The sequence below is a fragment of the Microcoleus sp. N9_B4 genome (genome assembly GCF_036701635.1).
GTDB lineage: Bacteria > Cyanobacteriota > Cyanobacteriia > Cyanobacteriales > Microcoleaceae > Microcoleus.
On sequence record NZ_JAUBRC010000009.1, the window covers coordinates 132,800 to 157,102 of the forward strand.

Annotated in this window: 23 protein-coding genes; 12 read left to right on the forward strand and 11 right to left on the reverse strand. The window is 45.9% G+C overall.

Annotated features, from left to right (window positions below; genetic code table 11):
* Positions 1-21: 21 nt before the first annotated feature.
* From QUA43_RS08685 to QUA43_RS08710, 6 genes are all read right to left on the reverse strand, one after another.
* Positions 22-645, reverse strand: coding sequence for a restriction endonuclease subunit R (locus QUA43_RS08685; protein WP_333372822.1), 624 nt, complete (start codon positions 643-645; stop codon positions 22-24).
* A gap of 123 nt (positions 646-768) precedes the next feature.
* The gene (locus QUA43_RS08690) at positions 769-1,665 is read right to left on the reverse strand and encodes a polysaccharide deacetylase family protein (RefSeq protein ID WP_333372825.1); all 897 of its coding nucleotides are present in this window, start codon (positions 1,663-1,665) and stop codon (positions 769-771) included.
* A gap of 269 nt (positions 1,666-1,934) precedes the next feature.
* Positions 1,935-3,578 carry a family 10 glycosylhydrolase gene (locus QUA43_RS08695; protein WP_333372827.1) on the reverse strand — a complete coding sequence of 548 codons (1,644 nt, stop codon included), beginning with the start codon at positions 3,576-3,578 and terminating at the stop codon, positions 1,935-1,937.
* Between the two features lie 449 nt (positions 3,579-4,027).
* On the reverse strand, positions 4,028-4,426 hold the full coding sequence (psb27, locus tag QUA43_RS08700) for a photosystem II protein Psb27 (RefSeq protein WP_333206148.1): 399 nt from the start codon (positions 4,424-4,426) through the stop codon (positions 4,028-4,030).
* A 148-nt stretch (positions 4,427-4,574) separates the two neighbouring features.
* On the reverse strand, positions 4,575-5,828 hold the full coding sequence (locus QUA43_RS08705) for a DNA replication/repair protein RecF (RefSeq protein ID WP_333372830.1): 1,254 nt from the start codon (positions 5,826-5,828) through the stop codon (positions 4,575-4,577).
* A gap of 313 nt (positions 5,829-6,141) precedes the next feature.
* A complete protein-coding gene (locus QUA43_RS08710; protein ID WP_333372832.1) occupies positions 6,142-8,964 on the reverse strand; it encodes a cation-transporting P-type ATPase in 2,823 nt (940 codons plus the stop codon).
* Positions 8,965-10,392: 1,428 nt separating this feature from the next.
* On the opposite strand from QUA43_RS08710, the gene QUA43_RS08715 reads away from it, so the two are divergent.
* The 6 genes from QUA43_RS08715 (at position 10,393) to QUA43_RS08740 (ending at position 14,996) form a co-directional block, all read left to right on the forward strand.
* On the forward strand, positions 10,393-10,911 hold the full coding sequence (locus QUA43_RS08715; RefSeq protein WP_333037001.1) for a phycocyanin subunit beta: 519 nt from the start codon (positions 10,393-10,395) through the stop codon (positions 10,909-10,911).
* Between the two features lie 102 nt (positions 10,912-11,013).
* Positions 11,014-11,502: a phycocyanin subunit alpha gene (gene cpcA, locus QUA43_RS08720; protein ID WP_172185445.1), complete on the forward strand. Its 489-nt coding sequence runs from the start codon at positions 11,014-11,016 to the stop codon at positions 11,500-11,502.
* Between the two features lie 149 nt (positions 11,503-11,651).
* The gene (locus QUA43_RS08725) at positions 11,652-12,467 is read left to right on the forward strand and encodes a phycobilisome linker polypeptide (RefSeq protein WP_333372835.1); all 816 of its coding nucleotides are present in this window, start codon (positions 11,652-11,654) and stop codon (positions 12,465-12,467) included.
* 192 nt (positions 12,468-12,659) lie between these two features.
* The gene (locus QUA43_RS08730) at positions 12,660-13,529 is read left to right on the forward strand and encodes a phycobilisome linker polypeptide (RefSeq protein WP_333372839.1); all 870 of its coding nucleotides are present in this window, start codon (positions 12,660-12,662) and stop codon (positions 13,527-13,529) included.
* Positions 13,530-13,630: 101 nt separating this feature from the next.
* The gene (locus tag QUA43_RS08735; RefSeq protein ID WP_333372841.1) at positions 13,631-13,927 is read left to right on the forward strand and encodes a phycobilisome linker polypeptide; all 297 of its coding nucleotides are present in this window, start codon (positions 13,631-13,633) and stop codon (positions 13,925-13,927) included.
* A gap of 229 nt (positions 13,928-14,156) precedes the next feature.
* Entirely contained in the window at positions 14,157-14,996 is an 840-nt protein-coding gene (locus tag QUA43_RS08740) for a HEAT repeat domain-containing protein (protein WP_333372844.1), read from the forward strand.
* A 337-nt stretch (positions 14,997-15,333) separates the two neighbouring features.
* Here QUA43_RS08740 and QUA43_RS08745 read toward each other — a convergent pair whose 3' ends face one another.
* Positions 15,334-15,462 carry a hypothetical protein gene (locus QUA43_RS08745; RefSeq protein WP_263053600.1) on the reverse strand — a complete coding sequence of 43 codons (129 nt, stop codon included), beginning with the start codon at positions 15,460-15,462 and terminating at the stop codon, positions 15,334-15,336.
* Between the two features lie 18 nt (positions 15,463-15,480).
* Between QUA43_RS08745 and QUA43_RS08750 the strand changes: the two genes are divergently transcribed.
* Complete coding sequence (locus QUA43_RS08750) at positions 15,481-16,107, forward strand: HEAT repeat domain-containing protein (protein ID WP_333372847.1); 627 nt, start codon at positions 15,481-15,483, stop codon at positions 16,105-16,107.
* Here the strand turns inward: QUA43_RS08750 and QUA43_RS08755 are convergent.
* A complete protein-coding gene (locus QUA43_RS08755) occupies positions 16,096-16,389 on the reverse strand; it encodes a DUF2103 domain-containing protein (protein WP_242717336.1) in 294 nt (97 codons plus the stop codon). The two genes, QUA43_RS08750 and QUA43_RS08755, sit on opposite strands and share 12 nt — an antisense overlap.
* A 100-nt stretch (positions 16,390-16,489) precedes the next feature.
* A complete protein-coding gene (locus tag QUA43_RS08760; RefSeq protein ID WP_333372849.1) occupies positions 16,490-16,957 on the reverse strand; it encodes a response regulator in 468 nt (155 codons plus the stop codon).
* Between the two features lie 428 nt (positions 16,958-17,385).
* On the opposite strand from QUA43_RS08760, the gene QUA43_RS08765 reads away from it, so the two are divergent.
* Positions 17,386-17,712 carry an antibiotic biosynthesis monooxygenase gene (locus tag QUA43_RS08765; protein WP_333372851.1) on the forward strand — a complete coding sequence of 109 codons (327 nt, stop codon included), beginning with the start codon at positions 17,386-17,388 and terminating at the stop codon, positions 17,710-17,712.
* Here the strand turns inward: QUA43_RS08765 and cas6 are convergent, their stop codons facing one another.
* A complete protein-coding gene (cas6, locus tag QUA43_RS08770) occupies positions 17,713-18,594 on the reverse strand; it encodes a CRISPR-associated endoribonuclease Cas6 (protein ID WP_333372853.1) in 882 nt (293 codons plus the stop codon). It abuts the gene before it with no gap.
* A gap of 190 nt (positions 18,595-18,784) precedes the next feature.
* The gene (locus QUA43_RS08775; RefSeq protein ID WP_333372856.1) at positions 18,785-19,867 is read right to left on the reverse strand and encodes a class I fructose-bisphosphate aldolase; all 1,083 of its coding nucleotides are present in this window, start codon (positions 19,865-19,867) and stop codon (positions 18,785-18,787) included.
* A 224-nt stretch (positions 19,868-20,091) separates the two neighbouring features.
* On the opposite strand from QUA43_RS08775, the gene QUA43_RS08780 reads away from it, so the two are divergent.
* The 4 genes from QUA43_RS08780 to QUA43_RS08795 all read left to right on the forward strand — a co-directional run bounded on the left by QUA43_RS08780 (position 20,092) and on the right by QUA43_RS08795 (position 24,257).
* Positions 20,092-22,728: a M1 family metallopeptidase gene (locus QUA43_RS08780; protein WP_333372859.1), complete on the forward strand. Its 2,637-nt coding sequence runs from the start codon at positions 20,092-20,094 to the stop codon at positions 22,726-22,728.
* A 287-nt stretch (positions 22,729-23,015) separates the two neighbouring features.
* On the forward strand, positions 23,016-23,432 hold the full coding sequence (locus QUA43_RS08785; RefSeq protein ID WP_333372863.1) for an NUDIX hydrolase: 417 nt from the start codon (positions 23,016-23,018) through the stop codon (positions 23,430-23,432).
* Positions 23,433-23,832: 400 nt separating this feature from the next.
* Entirely contained in the window at positions 23,833-24,060 is a 228-nt protein-coding gene (locus QUA43_RS08790) for a BrnT family toxin (protein WP_333372866.1), read from the forward strand.
* The gene (locus tag QUA43_RS08795; RefSeq protein WP_333372869.1) at positions 24,057-24,257 is read left to right on the forward strand and encodes a hypothetical protein; all 201 of its coding nucleotides are present in this window, start codon (positions 24,057-24,059) and stop codon (positions 24,255-24,257) included. The genes QUA43_RS08790 and QUA43_RS08795 overlap by 4 nt, the downstream gene beginning before the upstream one ends.
* Positions 24,258-24,303 lie beyond the last annotated feature (46 nt).

The following is a 24,303-nucleotide window of genomic DNA, read 5'->3' on the forward strand; positions in this document are numbered from 1 at the left end:
AACTCAAAATGGCTTTTATTGCTAGTCTGGAAGTTGACTCAGGCGTTTTAAAATCTGCAAAACCCGGTACAATTCATTGCCGGGATTGGAAATAACAAATTCAGCCGATCGCGCATACTGGGGAGTTTCGCCTCTAACTAACTTGACAAAATTGAAGTTAGCACCTGTGGCAATCATGCCAAAAGTAGGAGGTTCGGGATCGGGATCTGCGAGCATATATGTCAGGAGTTGGGCAAGTGCTTCGTCAGTTGAAAACGAAAGTTGTTTGGATTCAATTACTGTCACCCACAAGTTTGCTTTCATATTTAGGATATCTATTCTGCCTTCGATGATTCTGCCTTCGTCTTCCTCTTGAATTGCGATCGACTTTTCGGCTTTGACTTGAAAAGGAGACTCATACAGACCGGCAATAAACAAAATGGGGCTGATGATTGTTAGCTTGACTGCATTTTCTAATACAGGCGGGGTGTCTACCAAGTTGAAGTATATGTCTTGGACGCGATCGAGCAATTGTTTTTCTAAGTCTGTTACTTCGGGCAAGTTTTCTTGCCATTCTCGGAAAAATTCACTGTTACGAACTCGCTGTAAGCCGAAGTTATCGATTAGATAGCGGAGGTTGATGTCTCTTGATAGAAGTTTTTGCATTATGATTAATAAAGGGTTTTATGGTTATTAATGAGTTTAGCATGATTTAGTTTTTTAACCGCAGATGAACGCAAATGAACGCAGATGAAATTCTGAGTAAGTTAATTTGGCCTAGATGTCTGTTTATTGGGATTTTTGATCGGCAATTGGCTGTTTTTGTCCAGCTTGCATTTGCAGTAGTTGCGGTACGGTTACAAAACGATATCCCTGCTGTTTGAGTTTGGGAATAATTGCAGATAGCGCCTCTACTGTTTGCTGGCGATTTCCGCCGCCGTCGTGCAACAATACGATCGCCCCCGTTGAAGCTTGGGATAGCACGCTACGGGCGATCGCAGCGGCCGGAGGTTGCAAAAAGTCTTTAGGGTCGATCGACCACATCACCACTACATAATTTTTCTTTTTAGCGTAATCTGCCAAACCGTTATTTAAGCGCCCGCCGGGGGGGCGAAACAAGAAACTTTTTGCCCCAGTCGATCGATAAATATGAACGCCAGTATTATCTATTTCATCTGAGGCTAGTTTTTCGGTAACATTGTGAGAATAGTGATGCCAAGTATGATTGCCGATCGCATTTCCCGCTTGCACAACTCTTTTCGCAATTTCTGGATACTCCCGCAAATTTGCACCCAAGCAGAAAAATGTAGCTACTGCGTTATGTTTGTGCAAAACTTCTAATATTTTCACAGTTTCAGGCGAAGGGCCGTCGTCAAATGTCAGGGCGATAACTTTTGAGTTGTTAATACTGGCTTTATAAACTATTTGGCTGCGAAATTGCGCGGGCGGTGCGAAGACTAAAGGTTGTTCGGGAGGTTTGGGAGAGGGAGTTGCGGAGGGAGAATTGGGTGTTTTTAGTTTTCGGGGTTTAAGGAGGTTTGGCGGGGGATTGTCAACGGGTGCGATCGGTATTAGCGGATTTGAATTGGCGGTTTTTCTGTTTTCCCACAACAGGGAAGTTGTAAGGCTCAATCCGATAAGTAGAACGGTTTTAATTACCCATCTTTTATTAATTTTGGGACTCATCAGGTAGAGGATTTATTGTGAACAATCTCATTATGCCTGATTGTTCAGCTAGGTTGAAAATTTGGTTTGGTAAATTAATTTTTTTGGCAAAAGGTCGATCGCACTCAAGCAAGACTTAGGCAAAAACCGGGTTTTTTTAGAAAAATCAATCGTGGTTCGCCGCCGATTCCGATAGAAAAACCCGGTTTATAGATCAAAAATCTACCCTTTCATGGTCTTTCCGCGACCATAGAACAAGGTGATGACACCCTGTGCGTCCAGGAATGTATCTACAATCGGCAAGTTTGCCGCGCCCTTTCATCCTCCGGTTCTTGCCACCCAAAAGCAAAATGACTCACCGCATTAATTTGCGGCGTCGCAGAGCGAATAGCCGCCATTTGAATCTCCAAAGACGGCCGATTTTTGAGAGGTTTTCCCCAATCTCCAGCAATAGCAGGAATGATTTTTGCTCCCGCAGGCGCTAAACTTACAGTCCGCTGCACCTGTGGCACAATGCAGCTTACATCCCCGCAATTTCCGTAAGACATGGCGTGGAATTCTATAGCAGCCGGAAATGTGTCCCAAGGCTGCAATCTCGAATCATATCCCCCTTGATTTATCGCTTGATTTGCAGTGGGAAAAAACACTGCTCCTACAGGAATTCCCATCCTTTGAGCTGGTTGAATTGCTATTCCCAAAAAATCTAAAATCCCTTGGACTGCGTGAGCAACGCTCAGTTTCCACAAATCTTTTTGCAGAATGCCGGTATCGGGAAGCGGCGGTGTCGGTTTTGGTGTGGGAGTTGCAGGGTTTGGCTTGTTACCGGGGGGAGTTGTTGAGGCTGATCTTGATGCGGCATTCTGGCTTCTAGTAGCTGTAGTTGCTACTGACATCGCCTGCGGAATTCGACCCTGCCAAAGAGGTTCTTTCTCAGTTGGATACTGTTTGACTACTGCTTGAACGTCATTAGTATTGATAAATCCCTTAGTCAAATATCGCTGAATTAAATCTCGGCCTTGCTGATTGTTAGCCCGCTGCAACAGAACTTGCTGCGATGCTGGGCCGTAAATCCACAAGTCTTGAACTTTGGTAGCAACTGAAGCGGGTCCGATGCCCCTTAGATAGCGAATGTAGTCGAATAACATTCCTTGTGGCTTCCGCTTGACTATTTGATTTACTAACAAAGTATAGTCTTGCCGTGCTTGTGGGTTGTACGGATCGATAAAGGCTTGATTGCCCGGAACTTCTCCGAAGTCCTCGTTAATTGCTGCGTATTCGCTTACTGTTAAACTTGTCTGATTTTTACCGTTGATAGCGAGGGTTTGCTGTCTGTCTGGACGCTGAGCATAGGTATAGCCAAAGTTCATGGTAAATAACCAGGCGTATACTTTTAAACCTCGCTGTTTGCCTTTGGCGATCGCCTTTTCTAACAAGTCGTATTTCTCGTAACCGCGATTTCTCACAACAGAAGGCCAAGCCGTAGGATTGTCTGCGACTGGTAGCAGCACTTGACCATCGTAAAACACTTCGACATAGACTTGGTTGTAGCCTTTATTCACAACTTTGTCTAATACTCGATCGAGTTCTCCGGGTCTGACATCGCAGGGATACAAACGCAGCCAAATTGCTTGGGTTTCGGGCCAAGTTTTTTGTCGGCATTCTGCTATTTCCCGCGCATGTTTGTTCAAAATAGCAAAATATGCTTGCTGAGATTCCCGTTTTCCCGACAGCGCGGCGCGGCGCAAGTCTTCTTTTTGATTGACTTGTTCTGGGGATAATTGGCAATAGGCTGATGTTTGGGCAAAAGCTGGTTGATTTCCGATAAACGGCCAAACAAGCTGGCTGATGAAGCTACTGGTTAAAACAGCAGTTACCGCACTTAAAAAGCGTCGCTGGTGTTGAAAATTCGCGATGCGAGTTGGTGCAATTTTCATGGGATAATTGAATGGGGTTTCTGGTTTAAATTGGGTGGCGATCGCATTTTTGCGATCGCGCTCAACAAGCAGCTACAAATTTTCTACTTTTTTCGGTTGACTTAGTTATGGCACAAGTCGATCGCACAATGCAAATTCTGTCTGGCGACTATTTATATTATGTGCGATCAAATAACGGCAGGCAAGATAAGACTCGCCACTTGAAACCGCTATTCTACAAACGAAGTCCCTCTATAACATACTAAAGAATAAAATGAGTAAAAAGCCCGGAATTGAAATCATATCCAGTTCAATGTTTGAGTATTTTTTCCCTAAATTCTGCATAAAAAAGCGCCTGGATACAGTGGGCGCTAAAAGCAGTTGATATTTCTACTAAAAATTGTTAACACTCAAATATCAAGGATGAAAGATGAATTATTAAAATTTATCCTTGATCCTAAATTTTGAGATTAAGCTCCTCTGTTAAGAGCAGCTTCAATCTGCTGAAATTCTGACTCAAGACGCTTTTTCAATTTTTCAGGAACGGGACGGTTTGGATAGGAACTGTAATGCCCGGCCAAAGAGTTTAATGCCGTCCGCATTGTCGTGAAAGAGGCCAACTTGGTAAGAGCGGGATCGCGGCGGTATTCAGCAAAAAAATCGTTGATACTTGTGCGAGCCTCGGCTTGAGCGGCTGCTTTTTCCGGCGTGCCCTCTGGCAAAGTGAGCGCTGTTCTCAAGCTCTTCACTAATGCTAATGTGTCTTGGCCATAATCTCCACTCAGAGTGGCCGGAACATTGGTACAGCCCGCTACGCCGATGACAACAACTAATACCAGGGCTAACAGACGGGAAATGTAATGCTTCATAAGGGTTAAGAAAAATGGAAGCGAAAGCTGCAATCAAAATTAACCTTTATCCTATCTCGAATTGAGGTAATAATGCCAATTTTTCAAAATTTTTGCATTAATACCATGAAACAGAAAATTTGTCAATCTAAAATCTAAAATCTAAAATCTAAAATCGATTGATTTGTCCAGCAACGACGGAGAGAATTTGGGTTTGTCGCAGCCACTGAGCATCAAAAGCACCTAGGTGAGTTGTAGTAATCAGAGTTTGAAATCGTTCTTGAATTGTTTCTAAAAGTTGATTTTGGCGGCTCAGATCGAGTTCTGCAAGTACGTCGTCGAGCAACAGTAAAGGCGCTTCGCCGACGACTTCTTCTATAAGCTGCAGTTCGGCTAATTTTAATGCTAATACCAGAGTTCGCTGCTGACCTTGGGATGCGTATTGACGAGCTGGGGTATTGTTAATTGTAAATGTAATGTCGTCGCGGTGGGGGCCGACTAAAGTGGTTCCTTGAAACTGTTCTGCGATCGCCCTTTTTTGAATTTTCTCTAAAAATGCTTGTCGCACTCCTTCGAGATTGTCTTTAGCGATAAATTCTGAACTTACTTCAATATTAGCATCGTATTTCACATCTAAAACTTCTGCTGAACCGCTAATTGAACGGTGCCAATTTCGAGCTAAAGGCATCAAACGCTCCAAAATTCGATCGCGCCTGCGGATGACGCGAGCGCCCGCTGTCGCCAACTGCGCGTCCCACAAAGCTAATTCCGAACGGGGAATGGGGAATTGGGAGTTAGGAATTGGCAATTGGGAATTGGGGATGGGTAAGTCTTCTGTATTTTCCGGTTCGGGACTTTCGGGTGCAATAAATCGCATCTTGTCAAAACTGTCGGAAAATTCCGCTTTTCTGATTTCTTTAGAACGTTTCAACAGAGCGTTTCTCTGGCGCAAAATTTGATTGTACTGCTGCAAAATGTGAGCGTAAATCGGTTCTAACTGGATGACTAGGCGATCGATCCAATTGCGCCTTCCTTCGGGTCCGCCGCGCACTAAGTCCAAATCCAAACAAGAAAATTGCACTACATTTAAGACGCTCAAAAAGTCTAAATGGCGGCGCAGGGGTTCACCGTTGAGCTTCAGTGTCCGACGCGCCCCAGAGCGAAGAGTTAAAGCTAAGTCGATCGCTCCGGTTTGACGTTCGAGTGTAGCATCAATTTGCCCGATCGGCTTTGAGTCGAGTATTAAATCGCGATCGCGCCCTACCCGGTGGCTTTTTAATGTAGAAAGCAACTCTACCGCTTCTAACAAGTTAGATTTTCCTTGAGCGTTATTTCCTACTAAAATGGTTTTGGGAGCGTCAAAGGCTACCTTTTGATCTAAGTAGTTCCGAAACTGCCGTAGGTGCAGCGTTTTCAAATACATAATATTAGTAATTGGTAATCGATAATTGGTAATCGGCAATTGGTAATTGGTAATACAGTCATCGTAGGGCGCACCTTACGGGTTTGTAGTCGCGAGCCTTTACGATTGCGATTTTCGCCGACCGTTGCGCTCGCAATGACATTATAACGAACTAATAAATGTTTAATTGTGACACAATCTATTTAGTCTTCGTAGCAATGACTTTCGCTGTGAGCCAGGGGTTTTAACCCTGGCGTATCTTCTTGAAAACAGTCCCCAATCGAGCGCTCTAGCTAATAATCAAACTTAGCTCAGTATCCGTCAGCCGTTAACACTATCTCCTAGATTTGTAAAAGCGCACAAACAGTTTTTCCATTTCGATCCAGACAAACATTAGAGCGCTGAAACCGAAGCAAACTAGCAACTCAAACCCCGTTAAATAATGAGTGCCGAAAAATGCTCTCAGTGGCGGAACGTAAATCAGCATTAATTGCAAAGCAGTAGTAACAATCACAGCTCCCCAAACAAAAATATTAGTGAAGGGATTTAACTCGATAGTTAGCTGAGTGTTAGACCGAATTGCGATCGCGTGACCCATTTGTGCCAAACAAAGAGTTGTAAACACCATTGTTTTCCAAGCCTCGGGATCTCCAACATGGTTAGGGTTGGTGGTATATCCGTAAGCCCAGGACATCATCGCGATCGTCAAAATTGCAAAAATAATCCCGATCCGAATCATGTAAGAACCCAAACCCCGCGCAAAAATACTTTCTCGCGGACTGAAAGGAGGCTTTTTCATCACGTTCGGTTCCCCCGGTTCCACAGCCAAGGCCAAAGCGGGAACGCCGTCTGTTACTAAGTTCATCCACAAAATTTGCAGCGGGGTCAGCGGCACTCCTCCCAAACCCATTAAAGGTGCGGCCGCAATTGTCAAAACTTCGCCGATGTTGCTGCCCAAAATGTATTTAATAAAGCGGCGAATATTGCTATAAACCACTCGCCCTTCTTCAGCGGCGGCGACAATAGTGGCGAAGTTGTCGTCGAGGAGCACCATATCGCTAGCTTCTTTGCTGACATCGGTGCCGGTAATCCCCATGGCGATGCCGATATCGGCTTGTTTCAAGGCGGGGGCGTCGTTAACTCCGTCGCCAGTCATCGCGACAAATTTGCCCCAACTTTGCAAAGCTTGGACTATCCGCAATTTGTGTTCGGGGGAGACGCGGGCGTAAACGCTAACCTGTTCGACTTGCTGTTTGAGTTCTTCTTGGCTGAGCTTTTCTAATTCTTGACCGGTGAGAACTCGATCGCCCTCTGTTGCAATACCTAAATCGTAGGCGATCGCCTTTGCTGTCAACTGGTGGTCTCCTGTAATCATCACCACCCGAATGCCTGCATCGCGGCACTTCACCACTGCTTCCCGCACTTCCGGGCGCGGGGCGTCCAGCATACTGACGAGTCCCAGCCAAATCATGTCTTGTTCGCTGGTTTCCTCGGAACCTTCGGGCGGCACGTTTTCCCAGAGTTTGTACGCAAACCCCAAGACTCGCAAACCACCGCTTGCCATGTTGTTGTTTTCGACGAGGATGCGATCGCGCATTTCCTGATTTAAAGGTTGTACTCGATCGCCGACTATAATGCCTTTGCAGCGCTCCAAAGTCAACTCTGGAGAACCTTTGGTCAGCATCAAATAATTCGACTGCTGTCCTTTTTCTGCTGGAAATCCCGAATGTCCCGATCTGCCGGGCACTTCGCAAATCACGCTCATCCGCTTGCGTTCCGAAGAAAAAGGAAATTCCGCCGTCCGTGGCAGCAATTGAGACTGTTTTTCCTTATAAATGCCTGCTTTTCCCGCTACACACAGCAGAGATCCTTCTGTGGGGTCGCCTAAAATCTGCCATTGTTGCTGTTCTTGTTGCAATACTGCGTCGTTGCAAACTGCACAGGCAATTAATAAAGATTCGAGTTCTGGATATTCCTCTAAATTATTAATTTTGGTCGATGTCAGGCGATCGGTAAAATCTCCGATCGGCGCATAGCCGTCGCCTGCGACGGCGACTGTGCAGTCGCCCGTAGACACTAGCTGAACTACCATTTTATTTTGAGTCAGAGTACCTGTTTTGTCAGAACAAATGGTAGTAACTGATCCCAAAGTTTCTACGGCCGGCAGTTTGCGAATCAGGGCGTTTCGTTTCACCATCCGCCTAGTTCCGAGTGCCAGAGTAACTGTCACGACTGCTGCGAGTCCTTCGGGAACCACAGCCACAGCCATGCTTAGAGAAACTTCTAACAAATCTTCAAACCTGCTGGTATCGAACCCGATGCTGCCGTTTTGGAAGGTAATCATGCCGCCGATGACGACAATTGCGACTAAGCTTAGGGCTCCGGAGACTAGAACATTTCCCAACTGGCTCATCCGCTGTTGCAGGGGAGTCGGTTCGGTTTCTACTGACTGAAGCATGGTGGCAATTTTGCCGAGTTCAGTTTGCATTCCGGTGTTGGTGACGATCGCCTTTGCTCGTCCCTGAACAACTTCTGTGCCCTGAAAAATCAGGTTGAGTCGATCGCCCAAGGAAGCATCTTCTGGAAGTTCTAGATCGGCTTGCTTGGTTACTGCTAGAGCTTCCCCTGTCAAAGCAGATTCTCTGACTTGCAGATTTGATGTTTCGAGCAAGCGTGCGTCTGCTGCTATTTTTACCCCAGCCTCCAACAGCATTACGTCTCCGGGTACGAGTTCCTTGGCTGCTATTTCTGAAGTTTTGCCGTCCCGCAGGACTCTGACTAGGGGAGAAGCGAGGTTTTTGAGGGCTGCGAGGGCTTTTTCAGCACTTTGCTCTTGGAAATAGCCGAGAATGCCGTTGAGTATGACGATCGCAAAAATGGCGATCGCATCTTTGGGAAAAGTATTCGACCGAAAGTCCAAAAAACCCGAAATCACGGCCACACCCATCAGCATCAACAACATGATGTTGGTGAACTGATCGACAAAAATCGACCACGGACTGCGGCCTCCTGTTTCTTCGAGTTCGTTGGAGCCGTATTGCTGCAAGCGTTCTGACACCTGTTGGCTGCTCAAGCCAGCGTCTTTGTTGCTGTTTAGCTGCTGGAGAGTTTTGTCAATTGCTACGGTGTGCCAAGAATAGGGAGAATTTGAAGACATAAATTACGATCGAGCATGGGGGATAAAGGTGGTGGCGGCCGGACAGCTACAGCCGATCCATCTGGCTGATTACAGTCAGAGAGTTTTAAGTTTTGAGTTCTGAATAAAAAACTGTTTAACTTGGGACTGGTTTGGGGCCGTTCGATGCCGGGGAAGCAAAAAGCTTTTAACTTCACTGCGTCTGGTGGCTCGATCGCGCCGTTTGTATGCCTACGGCTGATAGCACCTATCCACCTTACCAAAAATAATGGGTTTAAAGCCCCGTCCTTCTAGGACGGCTTTCTTTAACTGTGGTGTACTAAAAATTAGCAATTCCTTCGGCTATTACACAGAAAACAAGCTGAAAGCAAAAGTGACTTTAGTACGGGGATGCAAGGGTGCGCCGCAGGTTAAAACCTACCTTAAAAAAAACGTCATAAAACACTCGTATCCGAACTCATCTATTTCCCCTTGTTTGATTTTAAAAGAAAAATGGCGCTGCGGTCACAAATCTCGATCGCCTATGTTGGTTTTCTCACCCTCCACAATGCTCAGCTTGCCACACGCTTGCGTAAGACTAGCCTGTGGGAAGCAGAACATAGAACAGATATATAGATGAAGAAAGTTTTTTGGCAACCGCTGCAGGGCACACAGTAGATGCTTGGTCTTGGGTCAAGTCCAAGGACTCCCTATGATACAAGAATCCCCGCGTTATGAAATACCGGGCCCGGTCTTCCAACTTCCAACGGCTGAGTTTTGTCGCTAAATGCTGATATTTCCGGCAAAAGCTGAGACTGTGGCGAGCGGGTTCACAATCTTTTGGATTTTGCCCACACCGAATTCTGCAGCCCTCCTGACATGGGGCAGAATTTTTGGTTTTTTCCCTATTCCCCCAGCCTTCTTTTACCAAAACTTTAATTTACTTAATGTTTCTTAACAATTCGGCTTTTCCAGAGAAAGTCAACAAAGGCGATCGGCCCACGGGACGGTTCCGGGCGGTTCTACCCCCACAGCAGGGCGATCGAAGCAAACTCTGCGTTTATTGCGACCATCTCGCATCTACCCTAGGAAGGAGATTTGCCCGCACTTGCACCCCAAATATTTACCTTTTTAGAGAGATAAGTTTCTGTAATAATTTGTAATAAACAAACGCAGGCGAGCATTGTATAAAGATTATCAGAGGGTTGAAACGACAGGCCAAAGTTAACAAAAACCCTGATTGACAAGGTTTGTCGCATCTCATAAAAGGTGTAAAATTTTCTAAGGTTTCTTAAACCTCCGTTGCAATGTAACAATAGTGCAGGTAGCGGAAAGGGAGAGATCGATGAGACCAGCAGATTAGCTGGCATCAAATTTCAACCCTTGCAGGCACTCGTAGCCTGAACAAATTTAACTTAACGGTTTTATACCGCAACCAAACTCAATTAACTCAAATAGGAGAGTTCTTTCATGTTTGACGCATTTACAAAAGTGGTTTCCCAATCTGACGCTCGGGGCGAATTTCTAGCTCAGGGTCAACTAGATGCTCTCAGCAGCATGGTTTCCGACGCCAACAAGCGGATTGACGCAGTAAACCGCATCACCGGCAACGCATCCAGCATCGTAGCTAATGCAGCTCGCACCCTGTTCGCCGAACAGCCTCAACTGATCGCTCCTGGTGGCAATGCGTACACCAACCGCCGCATGGCAGCTTGCTTGCGCGACATGGAAATCATCTTGCGCTACGTCACCTATGCAACATTTGCAGGCGACGCCAGCGTTTTGGACGACCGCTGCTTGAACGGTCTGCGTGAAACATACCAAGCTCTGGGAGTTCCCGGTGGCTCAGTTGCAGCCGGCGTGCAAAAAATGAAGGAAGCAGCAATCGCGATCGCTAACGACCCCAACGGCGTTACCCGTGGTGATTGCAGCTCGCTGATGTCTGAAATCGGCAGCTACTTCGACCGCGCTGCCAATGCAGTCGGCTAAAAATAGCCCAGCGAACCTTTCTTGTAAAGAAGCGAGCATCGCATTTTTGCAAACAATCATTTTTGTACAAAAACAACACAACATTAGGGAGAAACCAGAACAATGAAAACCCCTTTGACTGAAGCAGTAACCGCCGCCGATTCTCAAGGCCGTTTCCTGAGCAGCACTGAACTGCAAGTCGCCTTCGGCCGTTTCCGCCAAGCAGCAGCCGGTTTGGAAGCAGCCAAAGCTTTGACCGCCAACTCTCAGCGCTTGATCGACGGTGCAGCTCAAGCTGTGTACAACAAATTCCCGTACACCCAACAAATGCAAGGCCCGAACTACGCTTCTACCCCAACCGGTAAAGCCAAGTGCGCTCGCGACATCGGCTACTACCTGCGGATGGTAACCTACTGCTTAGTTGCAGGCGGCACCGGTCCGATGGACGAGTACCTGATTGCAGGTGTTGACGAAATCAACCGGACATTTGAATTGTCTCCTAGCTGGTACGTTGAAGCTCTCAAGTACATCAAAGCCAACCATGGTCTGAGTGGCGACGCTGCAACTGAAGCGACTTCCTACATCGACTACGCAATCAACGCTCTGAGCTAGATTTGCGTGATGCCCGGAATTGTAAGCTGCTGTTAGCTTAAGTGTTAGCGGTTGTTTAGAATTCCGGGCATCTGCGATCTAAGCCTAGTTTTGCAAATACTTTTTTTAAGCAGTTTTCAGTTTTTAAAGCAAAAAAGGGAGAAGCGAAGATGGCGGGATTAAGTGCAGCAGAACGGTTGGGAATCAAAGCATTTGAAGAAGCGGGACGGGTTGAACTGCGTCCCCACTGGACGCAAGACGATGCGAAAGCAGTAATTCGCGCCGCTTACAGCCAAGTTTTCGGCAACGAGTATTTAATGTCGAGCGAACGACTTACCAGTGCTGAATCTCTGCTGCTGCAAGGGCAGATTTCAGTGAAAGATTTTGTGCGGTCAATTGCAAATTCCGAAACTTATCGGAAAAAGTTTTTTTATCCGAACTCGCAAACGCGGTTAATTGAGCTTAATTACAAGCATTTGTTGGGCCGCGCTCCTTACGACGAGTCGGAAATTGCTTTCCACGTTGATTTGTACAATGCAGAAGGCTACGAAGCAGAAATCAATTCTTACATTGACTCAGTTGAGTATGAAGAAAATTTTGGCGACAGTATAGTGCCTTACTATCGCGGTTTCGCTACTCAAAGAGGTCAAAAAACCGTCGGTTTTAACCGGATGTTTCAATTGTACCGGGGTTTTGCTTCTAGCGATCGATCACAAAACCAAACCCAAGCCCGGCTGACTTGGGAAGTAGCGAGAAATATGGCTTCGCCGATATACACGCCCTCCACCGGAAAAGCCCTTGGCGGCACCTCCGGCGGTTCTCGCGACCAACTATACCGAGTCACCGCAATGCAAGGTTCGGCTAAGTTTTCGCCCCAAGTGCGGCGGACTACTACCGAATATCTCGTGCCTTACGAGCAACTTTCGAGCCGCTTGCAGCAAATCAACAAACGTGGCGGCAAAGTGGTAAGTATTACCACAGCTTAAAGTTGGCTAAAGACGTTTTTTTGAAACGTCTTTAGCAAATTAGGACTAAGGCTAAAAAATTCTTCAATTTTATGTGTATAGGTAAGGTGTGCAGTGCACACCCTACTTTGAGGCATATTATCCTTAGTCCTAAAAATTTCAAGTGCAACCAAGCATTAAACTTTTGTCATTAATAATTTAGGAGAAAATCTGGTGGCGATTACGACAGCAGCGTCCAGACTGGGAACATCCGCATTGAGCGATGCGCCGAAGGTAGAACTGCGCCCGAACTACAGCAAAGACGACGTTGAAACTGTGATTCGTGCCGTTTACCGTCAGGTGCTGGGCAACGACTATTTAATGAAATCCGAGCGACTTACAAGTTCCGAGTCTTTGCTGCGGGACGGCAGTTTGACTGTACGAGAATTTGTACGGGCTGTAGCTAAGTCAGAACTGTACAAAACCAAGTTTTTCTACAACAGCTTCCAAACTCGGACGATCGAACTAAACTACAAACACTTGCTCGGTCGCGCTCCCTACGACGAATCTGAAGTAGTTGAGCACTTAGATTTGTATCAAACACAAGGCTACGACGCTGATATTGATTCTTACATCGATTCAGTAGAGTATCAAGAAAACTTCGGCGAAAGTATCGTGCCTTACTACCGCGGCTTTAACACCCAGCGTGGTCAAAAAACCGTTGGTTTTACCCGGATGTTCCGGTTGTATCGCGGCTATGCAAACAGCGATACATCTCAACTAGAAGGCAATAACTCTCGCTTAGCTGTCGAACTCGGCACTAACAGCGCTACGGCTGTAGTTGGACCTTCTGGCGGTAACGAAGGTTGGGCATATCGGCCTTCTGCCAGAAACGTAACTCCCAGCAGCACTTTCGGCGGCGCAGCAGCTTACGGCAAAGAAGGGCGGCTGGTGCGCGTGGAAGTTTCGGGCATTCGCACGGGCGGCTATCCCAGCGTGCGCCGCAGCAGCAAGGCTTTCATCGTACCTGTTGAGGAGTTGTCCTCGCAAATGCAGAAATTTCAACGCCTGGGCGCGAAAATCGCCAGCATTACTCCAATTTAGTCAGTTGGCAGTTGGCAGTTGGCAGTTACTAGCTTTTAGTCAACAGTCAACAGTCAACAGTCAACAGTCAACAGTCAGAATTACCAATTACCAAGAAGCTTATGTTGGGTCAAATTGTAGGTGGAAAAAGTGGCACTACAGCTTCGGCTGGTCGCTGCTTTCGGTATGAAGTTGTGGGCTTGCGCCAAAGCGATGAAACAAATAATGTAGATTATTCGATTCGATCGAGCGCGAGTACATTTATCAACGTGCCTTACAATCGGATGAATCAAGAAATGCAGCGGATTACTCGCATGGGCGGGAAAATTGTCAGCATTCATCCTTTGAGTGCGGGTGCAGAATCATCCCATGAATCATCCCATGAATCATCCCATGAATCCTCGGGCGATGACCAATAGTTTGGTTCAGGGGCGATGAAAATCGCTCCTACACAAGCTAAAAGGGGCGATTTTCATCGCTCCTACACAAACTTTCGTCCACTCCAAGACGATTAAGAGTTAATGCAACCCGCGCAGGCGGGTTTTGTCTGTTTAGTAGCGATTTCAATCGCCAAGTTTCCTTGCAGGTTTTGTCTGGGTAGCAGCGATTTCAATAGCCGAATAACTAACAACTAATAACTAATAACTAATGACTATGAATTATTACGAATCCGACTCACCGCCGGCGGGTGTAGCTGAGGGCGAGTCTTTAACTGTTGAACAGGCGATCGCAAATTTGCACTCCCAAGATTACAGTCTCCGGTATTATGCTGCTTGGTGGATTGGTAGATTTCGAGTCAAGGAACCGGCAGCTATTGCAGCTTTAATTGCCGCATTGCAAGAAGAATCAGAACAAACAAAAATCGGCGACTATTCCCTATTACGAAATGCGGCGCGGGCTCTGGGTAAATTGGGCGACAAACAAGCCTTGCCGGCCCTGATTCGCTGTTTGGAATGCGCTGATTATTACGTGCGGGAAGCGGCGGCTCAAGCTCTAGAAATGCTGGGCGATCGCGATTCTATTGCGCCGCTAATGAAGCTATTGGATGGGGGCGTAGCTGTGGCCGTGCGAGTGCCAGGAAAATCGCACCTCGTGCAACCTTACGACTCGGTAATTGAAGCTTTGGGAACGCTGAAAGCGACAGAAGCAATACCGCTAATTTCACCTTTTTTGGAACATTCTGTGGAGCGGGTGCAGTACGCGGCGGCGCGGGCGATGTATCAGTTAACTGGTGAGCGGGTTTACGGAGAGCGGTTGGTAAGTGCTTTGAATGGGGATAATTTGCAGTTGAGGCGATCGGCTTTGATGGACTTGGGGGCGATCGGCTATTTGCCGGGAGCGCAAGCTATTTCTGAAACTTTAGCAGAAAATAGCCTGAAATTGATTGCGCTCAAAGGAGTTTTGGAGCATCACCTCAATCAACAAGAATCTCTATCTTTGTCAGATGAAGCTATCCGCGTTATGGATTTAATGGATAGTTTACTGTGAACAAACCAGGCGTTCAACGGAGTACCGTTAGTACGCAGGCTTCGTATTTCCTTTTTTGCTCATGCTTTTTATAGTGAGGTAGTTCCACCCCCACTGACTAATACAGTACCCGAGTATTTCCAGATTATCAATGGGTATAAAGAAATAATTGTCGGCTTCCGTCCGCGACATCCGACGCTTCTGGACATCACGCTCGGTAATTTATTCGGGGTACTTCGCGCAGCGCTCAGATGTGTCCCCTCTAAATATACCGAGGGACTTCCTGGCTGGTAGTTAAAAAATTAGTTCACAACTAAAATAGGATTGCTGTAGCGATTCTCAATTGTCGGCCGTAAATTCAGGAGACAGCACATTTCAGGACACAGCGCCGTGCTGTTTCCCTACCTATTTTGATGAGAATGTTGGTGGGTGAGGTGGCAAAAAGTTCGATCGCGCGATCGACCCAACCTACAATTACAATAGTCACGGTAAAGCTTACAAATAAATGGCATTAGAACTAATTCAGGCTGTCGAACAAGCAGATTCTTCCGAAGGCTTGTTAAACGCAGTCAAAGCACTGGCGGCGACTCCCTCAACACAAGCAATTCCTACCTTAATTACAGTGCTCGGTTACAACAACCCAGGCGCCGCTGTTGCCGCCGTGGATGGGCTAATTCAGCTCGGAGAACCTGCGGTGTTGCCGCTTCTAGAACAGCTTGACGGCTACAATTACGGGGCGAGAGCTTGGGCTGTTCGGGCTTTAGCGGGAATTGGCGACCCCAGGGGTTTGGAGATTTTGCTCGATGCAGCGGCGAATGACTTTGCCTTGAGCGTGCGGCGGGCCGCGGCTAGGGGTTTGGGGACGATTTGCTGGGAACTGATGCCGGCAGAACAAATTGCAGATGCTCAACTTCGCGCTGTGAAAACGCTACTGCAAGCGTCCCGAGATCCAGAATGGGTGGTGCGCTACGCAGCAGCGGGGGGTTTGCAAGCTTTGGCGGGTGCTGCGACTGTTAAACCGGATTGGTTAGCCGAAGTTTCGGCCAGGCTTGAGGAAATCACCCAAAGCGATGAAACTACTTCAGTTAGGGCTCGGGCTTTGCTTGCTAAGGAAAAATTGTCACTTGGGTAGGGTTTGGGCGATCGTCTCTTCCAAGTCCCCTTGACTGAGAGTGGTTAATATAAAGACTTCTTGTACGGTTTTGCCCTGTCTGGCGATGATTTTAAATCCCCCGCGGATGGGTACTGACACTCTTAATGTCATGCGGGGGATGTGTCCTTTAACTTTGTTAATGACGCCCGGAGTGACAGTTTGAATGCCGATTTTTAGGGTGAGGCGCTCTAAAATTGGTATCAAACCGGGAAGGTGGGTAGAGTGATTCCAAACTAGGCGGCCTTTGGGTTGTGCGTTCATAAATATTTAACCAAATTCAACATACCCAGTCTAAGCCACCCCTGGGGGGAACCAATCTGAAATTCCCTCAACTTATTTATCAATAACGTTACTGTGAGTGTCATTGCCAGCAAACGGAGACAATCTCAAACCGAGATTTTTGATTCCTGGCGCGCAAGCTAAGATTTGATGGCGCAGAATTGTCCTGTACTTTTTGATGTTGTGGGTTGGTAACTGCCGGTTTTTCTAGTTGAGTGGCGATCGCCCCGAGCATTGCTGCGACGCTGCAAGGTTTTTTGAGATAGCCGTCTGCTTTAACTTCCAGGGCTTTTTCCATTTCGGATGCTGTCATAAAAATAAACGGAATGCTGGCGGTTGCAGGGTGCGATCGCACGGCTGCGAATACTTCAAAACCGTCGAGTTCCGGCATCATGACATCAGACAAAATTAAATCGGGAATTTGGGCAGCTAACTCGATACCAACTTTTCCATTTTCGGCACCGACAGCTTCAAAACCGCGCGATTCCAGAAGTTCTAATACCGTTTCTCTGATTAAGTTATCGTCTTCAATTACTAATATTTTTTTCATTTGTTTGAGGTAGCTCTTTACTTTATTTTTATTGCTCTGTTATTATTGTTACAGGTTAGTTTTAAATAATTCAATAGGGTTATTGCAAAAAACCGCTTTTGACTGGCTCCTTTTTACGGCTTTGTGTATGCTCGCAGTTACACACAAGACTTGAATTATCAGCAGCTTTACCTTGTGTACTAGCGGTAGAAGTCGATCCGGGGTACCTAGGATTGTGAACGTCTAAAATCAGCGATTCAATAGTTTATTTAATAAAGATTCCAGCCGCCTGACTCAAAAAGTTTGTATTTGAGTGGCGATCGCCGTTACGTGTAATTAATAAATCCGCCGACGAGCTAAGCGCGAAACTCCAACCTGTGAAGTTCACAAATTTCGGGCGATCGGGTAAAATATAACTTGGTGTATAGCTATTAAGTGAGGAAAAAGATATGTCAGAATTTCTAGACTTTCTCAGACATCAGTTTGCCTACGTTGCCTTTGGCGAATTTAAACCCGGAAAATTTGAAGCTGCAGAACAACTTTTTGAAAAAGCCGTTGCAACTTATGCCACAGGTTTTAAGGGAGCATACCTGCTGCAATTGCCCAATACAGACAAAGGTATTGCCATCATTTTTTGGGAAAGCGTAGAAGATATGGCAGCCAATCAAAGCGAAGCTTATCAGGAAATATTGAAGCAGATGACGCCTTTGTTTGCGAAAATTCCCGACACTGATGTTTATGAAATCGTCAGTGAAATTCAGCCGAAAAGTGAATGATTAAAAATTCTGCAATCGGCGCGTCATTCCCATACCCATCGGCGTTTTTCGCCCGACTCCGCTGTAAAGCGCAAAATCTGCTAAAGTGTTAATTTGCTTGATAGTAGCAGGAGCTATATCTCCCATAATTCGGTAACTAATATCGCCGACGCAGCCAATAAATTTACTGCGAGAATCTGTACAAACTTCGGTTCGGATATCGAAGAAACTGGGAAAAATAGCTTCTGTGAAAGTAGGTTCGATCGCAATCTTGCTGTACTTGTTCCAGCGATTCGCTAAACTGCCGAAAATACTTTCACGAGTGGGCATAGCACTATCATATACCCCTTGCCGAAAATTAGTAGGAGTGCAAAAAGTAAAAGCAATTTGGCGCTCAGTTTCCGAAGCTCTATCGAACAATTCGGCGTAAGTACAAAAGTTTACCCAAGGCTGGCTTGATTGCGGTTCGCTCAAAATATTAGTAATGTATATATTTGTCGGCCCGATATGCCAAGGGCGCTCGAAATTAAGTTCCTGCCAAAGTAGAGTTAGGCGATCGAACAAACCGTCATCCAGCAGAGAAATTCGCCACCAAATCGGCGTATTTTCCTGAATTGCTTGCTTGTGTTCCCACTGTACAGCCGGAGATATTGTGCGGGAAGCCGGAGGCAAAACTCTCTTTTGTGGCTGGGGCGTGCTGCTTTTGTAAGCCTCTTTTCTGCTTACTTGAAAAGGGCTTAAAGTGAAAGCTTTTTCATGAGATTGGTCGTGCAGGTACGCGCTCAAATCGCTGTCTACAGCACTCACAAGGTTCAAAAACAAAGCGTGGAGATGCCGCCCCGTTAAAAACTGGGATGGAATTGGTGCAACTGGCCGCAGGTTTAAAACAAGGCTGTGGGGCATTTTTAAATTATATACTGTGTCTGTATATATGTTCAGCTAGTATTAATACTACAGCTAAGTTGCAACTTAGATTAAGGAATTTTAATCACGTAAGGTGCACACTGTGCACCCTACGTTTACGAGGATTTGTGGGTCGTGCACACCTAGGTTTAGGTTGTGATGTTGAAGTTAATCTCTGTGCGGTAAATTTTTAGGCGATCGAGATTTCGGGCGACAAATAAACATCTTGGATGGCGTGGAACAATTTTACGCCTTCTTCAAAAGGACGCTGAAAAGTTTTGCGACCGGAAATTAAGCCGCAGCCGCCAGCGCGCTTGTTGATTACCGCCGTGCGAATTGCTTCTGCAAAATCGCTTTTCCCGGAAGCACCGCCGGAGTTAATTAAACCCATCCTTCCCGCATAACAGTTGAGCACTTGATAGCGAGTTAGATCGATCGGGTGATCCGTTGTCAAATCCGAATAAACGCGCTTGTCGGTTTTGCCGTAACTGTGACCGCTAGCTTTAGCCACAGCTTCGTAACCGTTATTGCACTCTGGCAATTTCTGCTTGATAATATCAGCTTGAATTGTCACTCCCAAGTGATTTGCTTGCCCAGTTAAATCGGCTGCAACGTGATAATCTTTGTCTTGTTTAAAGATATCATTGCGGAGATAGCACCACAAAATTGTCGCCATTCCGTATTCGTGAGCGTGGGCAAAAGCTTGACTGACTTCTTGGATTTGTCGCGTCGATTCCGGCGAACCAAAATAAATTGTGGCTCCCACCGCAGTTGCTCCCAAATTCCAAGCTTGCTCCACTGAAGCAAACATTATTTGGTCGAATTGATTGGGATAAGTCAGCAATTCGTTGTGATTTAGCTTGACAATAAAAGGGATTTTATGCGCGTATTTACGAGATACGCTTCCCAAAACTCCCAGCGTTGTCGCGACAGCATTGCAGCCAGCAGAAATTGCTAATTTAATGATGTTTTCGCTGTCAAAATAGATGGGATTCGGTGCAAAAGAAGCGGCGGCAGAGTGTTCAATTCCTTGGTCTACTGGCAGGATGGATAAATAGCCAGTATTTGCCAAGCGTCCGCTAGAATAGAGTTGCTGAAGCGATCGCAAAACTTGAGGAGATCGATCGGTTTGAGCAAAAATGCGATCGACCCAATCCGGGCCCGGCAGGTGCAACAAATCTTTAGAAATTTTTGCTTGATGGGTGAGCAAGTCTTGGGCTTCGTCGCCAAGCCAAGACTCGATGGAACTGGGAACTGATAGTGTAGCTGTCATACAGATTTCCCTCTCAATTTCAATTGCAGGCTGATGATTGCAGACATTAGCCTTGGTGATATTGTAACGAAAAAATCATTTTTTTCATCCCCTCAACGATAGACCCAGTTTTTAACAAGTTAGCGACAACAGCAGCTAGGACGCGCTACTCTATAATAAGCTGGCAGTTCAGCCGGATCTGCCCTGCCAGCGATCGCCGATCGACTCACAACTTTGCCATCACAATGTCACACACTTACTTTGATTCTGAAAACGGTCACAAATCCTTCGAGATGCCCGGTGCTAGGCCGCATTACAATCCCGATCGCCCTGGTCAAGTAGAGCACATTTTCCTCGACTTAGTGCTGAATATTCCCAAAAAAAGCTTTCGTGGCACTTGTAGTATCCGCATCAATCCAGTCCGCAGCGGTATTGACAAATTAACCTTAGATGCTGTAAACCTGAATATTAAATCAGTAAAAGTCGGCGAAATTGAGCAAAATTTCGACAGCGATGGCGAAGTGTTGCAAATTAAACTACACGAACCAACAGAAGCTTACCAACCAATTACAATTGCGATCGAATACTCGGTCGAAAAACCCCAGCGCGGCCTCTATTTCGTCGGCCCGGACAAACACTATCCAGACAAACCAACACAAGTTTGGACCCAAGGCGAAGACGAAGATTCCCGCTTCTGGTTTCCCTGTTTCGACTATCCTGGACAACTCGCTACTTCGGAAATTAGAGTGCAAGTTCCGAGACAACTCTTTGCTATTTCCAACGGCGAATTAATTAGTACAAAAAACGAAGGCGACGATAAAATTTATCACTGGGCCCAAACCCAGGTACACCCGACGTACTTAATGACCTTAGCAGTCGGAGATTTTGCCGAAATTAAAGACGAATGGAACGGCAAACCAGTTAATTATTACGTGGAAAGAAGCCGCGAAGCAGACGCTAAGCGCAGCATGGGCAAAACGCCTCAAATGATTGAATTCTTCTCTAAAGCATTTGGCTATCCTTACCCTTTTCCTAAATACGCTCAAGTCTGCGTCGATGATTTCATCTTCGGCGGTATGGAAAACACTTCCACAACTTTGCTGACAGATAGGTGCTTGTTAGACGAACGCGCCACCCTCGACAATCGAGGCACTGAAAGCTTAGTTGCCCACGAATTGGCTCACCAGTGGTTCGGTGATTTAGTAGTAATTAAACATTGGTCTCATGCTTGGCTAAAAGAAGGCATGGCTTCTTATTCAGAAGTGCTGTGGACTGACAAAGAATACGGCAAAGAAGACGCGGCTTACTATATGTTAAATGAAGCCCGCAATTATTTAGCGGAAGACAGTTCCCGCTACCGTCGCCCGATCGTTACTCACGTTTACCGCGAAGCCATTGAATTGTACGATCGCCATTTGTACGAAAAAGGTGCTTGTGTCTATCACATGATTCGCGCCGAGTTGGGCGACGAATTATTTTACAAAGCCATTCACACTTTTGTGCGGGATAACGCTCACAAAACTGTAGAAACGATCGATTTGCTCAGGGCGATAGAAAAAGCTACTGGTCGCAATCTGATGTTTTTGTTTGACCAGTACGTTTATCGCGGCGGTCATCCAGATTATAAGGTTGCTTATTCCTGGGATGGCGACAGCAAATTAGCAAAAATTACTGTTACCCAAACTCAGGTAAAAGACAGCAAAAATGGCAACGGCAACGGCAACAGTAAAGATGTATTCGATCTGAAAATCCCGATCGGCTTCGGTTACAAGCCGGAAAAAGAAGCAGAGAATGAGAGTGGGACATCTTCAACCCCGAACCTAAAAACTTTCACAGTCCGAGTGTCCGAACGCGAGCAAAGCTTCTATTTTCCCCTAGAAGAGAAGCCAGCATTTATCAGTTTCGATGTCGGCAATAGTTACTTAAAAACAGTTGTTTTAGAGTATGGAATTGCCGAACTAAAAGCTCAGTTGCAGTTCGATCCAGACCCAGTTTCCCGGATTTACGCGGCCCAAGCTTTGGCGAAAAAGGGAGGACTGGAAGCGGTGAAAACGCTATCAGAAGTTCTCAAGAAAGAGCCGTTCTGGGCAGTACGGGCAGAAGTTGCCGGTCAGTTAGTTGAAATTAAACTCGACCAAGTTTTTGAAGGTTTAGTAAGTGGTTTAAAAGATAAAGATGCTCGTGTTCGTCGCGCTGTGGTAAATGCGTTGGGTAAAATCCCAACTCAGGAAACTTATAAAGCGCTGAGATCGATCGTCGAAAAAGGCGACGACAGCTATTATGTAGAAGCAGCAGCAGCGACTGCTATTGGCGGAATCTCAGCAGCTAACCCCGACGAAAAACCAACCGACGAACAGGTACTCAAAGAGTTAAAATTGGTGCTGAAAGAGCGTCAGGGGTGGAATGAGGTAGTGCGATCGGGTGCGATCGCAGGTTTGGCCCAGATGAAAACTTCTGAAGATGCGCTGAATCTAATTTTGAAATACACAGCCGTCGGTACTCCGCAAGCTTTGCGCTTGGCTGCAATTCGATCGTTGGGCACAATTTCGACTGGTCAAACGAAGGTCAATTTAGAACGGATTTTGCAGCGATTGGCAGAATTATCTAAAGAGACGTTTTTCTTGACTCAAGTCTCTGTAGTAGCCGGATTAGGACAAATGCAAACTCGCAAAGCAATTCGCATTTTGCGTTCTTTAGCCGACCAAACTCCCGATGGCCGCGTCCGCCGCATGGCTGATGAAGCTGTGCAAAGAGTGCAGAAAAATGCTGGTTCTGATGCAGCGGTAAAGCAGTTGCGGGAGGAATTAGACCAGGTGAAAAAGGATAATCAAGATTTGAAGAGTCGTTTGGAAAATTTGGAGGCTAAGGCGAAGAAAGATTAGGTGTAAAACCCATACCGGCCCAGATAAAGGCAGATATTGGCGATCGGCTTTTATCTGCTTGTCGGTAGAGGATTTCGCGCGGTTATTATAATAATATTATTGTTCAGTCGGAGTGCATGGGAATTTCCTATTTTCGAGATACAGGAAAAGCCAAATAGGTTTATTATCCACTTTATTGCTGTCTCAACTTGGGAAGTGTCTAAAATTAGGGTGCTGTTTTTATTTTCTAGTTGTAAACCCTTCAGGAGGTTACAGCAGCTTTTGTAGCCACAAATATTGCAGAAATCATGAGTATAAAAATCGCTTTACTGGTCGATCAATCGGGGGTAATTCCCTATCGCATTCAAGACGGACAAATTGAAGTAATGCTGATTAGTTCTTCGGCTAGCAAGCGCTGGGTGATTCCCAAAGGATTAATTGAACCTGACATGACTCCCCAAGATTCCGCTGCCAAGGAAGCTTGGGAAGAAGCAGGTTTGTTGGGTAAAGTATTCCCGAGTTTGTTGGGAACTTACGAGTATCAAAAGTCCGGCTATACTTGTCAGGTAGAAGTATTTTTAATGGAAGTGCAAGCAGTTCTAGAAATTTGGCCGGAAGCTAGTAGGAGAAAGCGGCAGTGGGTAAGTATTCCTAAAGCAATTAAGCGGGTTAATGAACCGGAACTCAAACTCATTCTTGCGGATTTGCCAAATCGGTTCTGGTGAACAATACCCAGATATCCGACTTATTCACAAAGTCGGGTATCTAAGACTTCTCGACAAGCTGGAATCGGAAGTGCACTCAAAGTTCAGCAATGTTAAGATTGAAATGTGCGCGATTCCAGGAGTCACTTACCAGGATTTAAGTCGCCAGATAAGATTCCGCTATACGTTTCTCAAGTGGCTTGGCTCATAATGCCCGATCGCGATCGAGTTCAAAAGCAGATAAACTCATGTTTGACTACAAACTTGTTGGCAGTAAACTCCATGAAGTCATTAACTCATAATTTATCTTATAATTTAATGGCAGCTTCGTTTAACATAATAAATTGCCTTGGATTATAACTTTGATTGGAATCCAGCCAAAGAAAAGCAAAATATTCGCAAGCATCAATAAAATTTTCGTTTGGCATCAACTGTTTTCCGCGATCGTTCTCAATTAACAATATATGATGAAGAACACAGTCAAGATGAAGATAGATGGATTACCATAGGCTTAGATGAAACAGGAACTTTAAGGGTTGTCATCCATACCTTTGAACAAACCGATCGCACCTCCTGTATAATTCGGATAATTTCAGCCCGCAAAGCTAATTTCACTGAAAGCCAAGCTTATCAAGAGAGGAAATTATGAAATCAGAGTATGACTTTTCTTCATCAGATCAAGGCAAGTTTTACCATCCTGATGCTACGTTTCATTATCCCATTTATCTCGAACCAGATGTCGAGGAATTTGTGACTAAAATTGCTGAACATAAAAAGATTGAGGTTCAAGTTTTGGTCAATGAATGGCTGAGAAATAACATTAAACTAATTCAAAGTATTGAGTAGGTGAGAAACCCGGTTCCTTTTCTCAAGTGGCTTGGCTCATAATGCC

Bases quoted from the DNA above. Each gene is read 5' to 3' on its own strand.
- cpcA (WP_172185445.1), top strand. From the start codon at position 11,014: ATGAAAACCCCTTTGACTGAAGCAGTAACCGCCGCCGATTCTCAAGGC.
- QUA43_RS08750 (WP_333372847.1), top strand. From the start codon at position 15,481: ATGGCATTAGAACTAATTCAGGCTGTCGAACAAGCAGATTCTTCCGAA.
- QUA43_RS08735 (WP_333372841.1), top strand. From the start codon at position 13,631: ATGTTGGGTCAAATTGTAGGTGGAAAAAGTGGCACTACAGCTTCGGCT.
- QUA43_RS08755 (WP_242717336.1), bottom strand. From the start codon at position 16,389: ATGAACGCACAACCCAAAGGCCGCCTAGTTTGGAATCACTCTACCCAC.
- QUA43_RS08690 (WP_333372825.1), bottom strand. From the start codon at position 1,665: ATGAGTCCCAAAATTAATAAAAGATGGGTAATTAAAACCGTTCTACTT.
- QUA43_RS08705 (WP_333372830.1), bottom strand. From the start codon at position 5,828: ATGTATTTGAAAACGCTGCACCTACGGCAGTTTCGGAACTACTTAGAT.
- QUA43_RS08760 (WP_333372849.1), bottom strand. From the start codon at position 16,957: ATGAAAAAAATATTAGTAATTGAAGACGATAACTTAATCAGAGAAACG.
- QUA43_RS08780 (WP_333372859.1), top strand. From the start codon at position 20,092: ATGTCACACACTTACTTTGATTCTGAAAACGGTCACAAATCCTTCGAG.
- QUA43_RS08740 (WP_333372844.1), top strand. From the start codon at position 14,157: ATGACTATGAATTATTACGAATCCGACTCACCGCCGGCGGGTGTAGCT.
- QUA43_RS08695 (WP_333372827.1), bottom strand. From the start codon at position 3,578: ATGAAAATTGCACCAACTCGCATCGCGAATTTTCAACACCAGCGACGC.
- QUA43_RS08765 (WP_333372851.1), top strand. From the start codon at position 17,386: ATGTCAGAATTTCTAGACTTTCTCAGACATCAGTTTGCCTACGTTGCC.
- psb27 (WP_333206148.1), bottom strand. From the start codon at position 4,426: ATGAAGCATTACATTTCCCGTCTGTTAGCCCTGGTATTAGTTGTTGTC.
- QUA43_RS08710 (WP_333372832.1), bottom strand. From the start codon at position 8,964: ATGTCTTCAAATTCTCCCTATTCTTGGCACACCGTAGCAATTGACAAA.
- QUA43_RS08795 (WP_333372869.1), top strand. From the start codon at position 24,057: ATGAAATCAGAGTATGACTTTTCTTCATCAGATCAAGGCAAGTTTTAC.
- QUA43_RS08685 (WP_333372822.1), bottom strand. From the start codon at position 645: ATGCAAAAACTTCTATCAAGAGACATCAACCTCCGCTATCTAATCGAT.
- QUA43_RS08785 (WP_333372863.1), top strand. From the start codon at position 23,016: ATGAGTATAAAAATCGCTTTACTGGTCGATCAATCGGGGGTAATTCCC.
- QUA43_RS08725 (WP_333372835.1), top strand. From the start codon at position 11,652: ATGGCGGGATTAAGTGCAGCAGAACGGTTGGGAATCAAAGCATTTGAA.
- cas6 (WP_333372853.1), bottom strand. From the start codon at position 18,594: ATGCCCCACAGCCTTGTTTTAAACCTGCGGCCAGTTGCACCAATTCCA.
- QUA43_RS08715 (WP_333037001.1), top strand. From the start codon at position 10,393: ATGTTTGACGCATTTACAAAAGTGGTTTCCCAATCTGACGCTCGGGGC.
- QUA43_RS08775 (WP_333372856.1), bottom strand. From the start codon at position 19,867: ATGACAGCTACACTATCAGTTCCCAGTTCCATCGAGTCTTGGCTTGGC.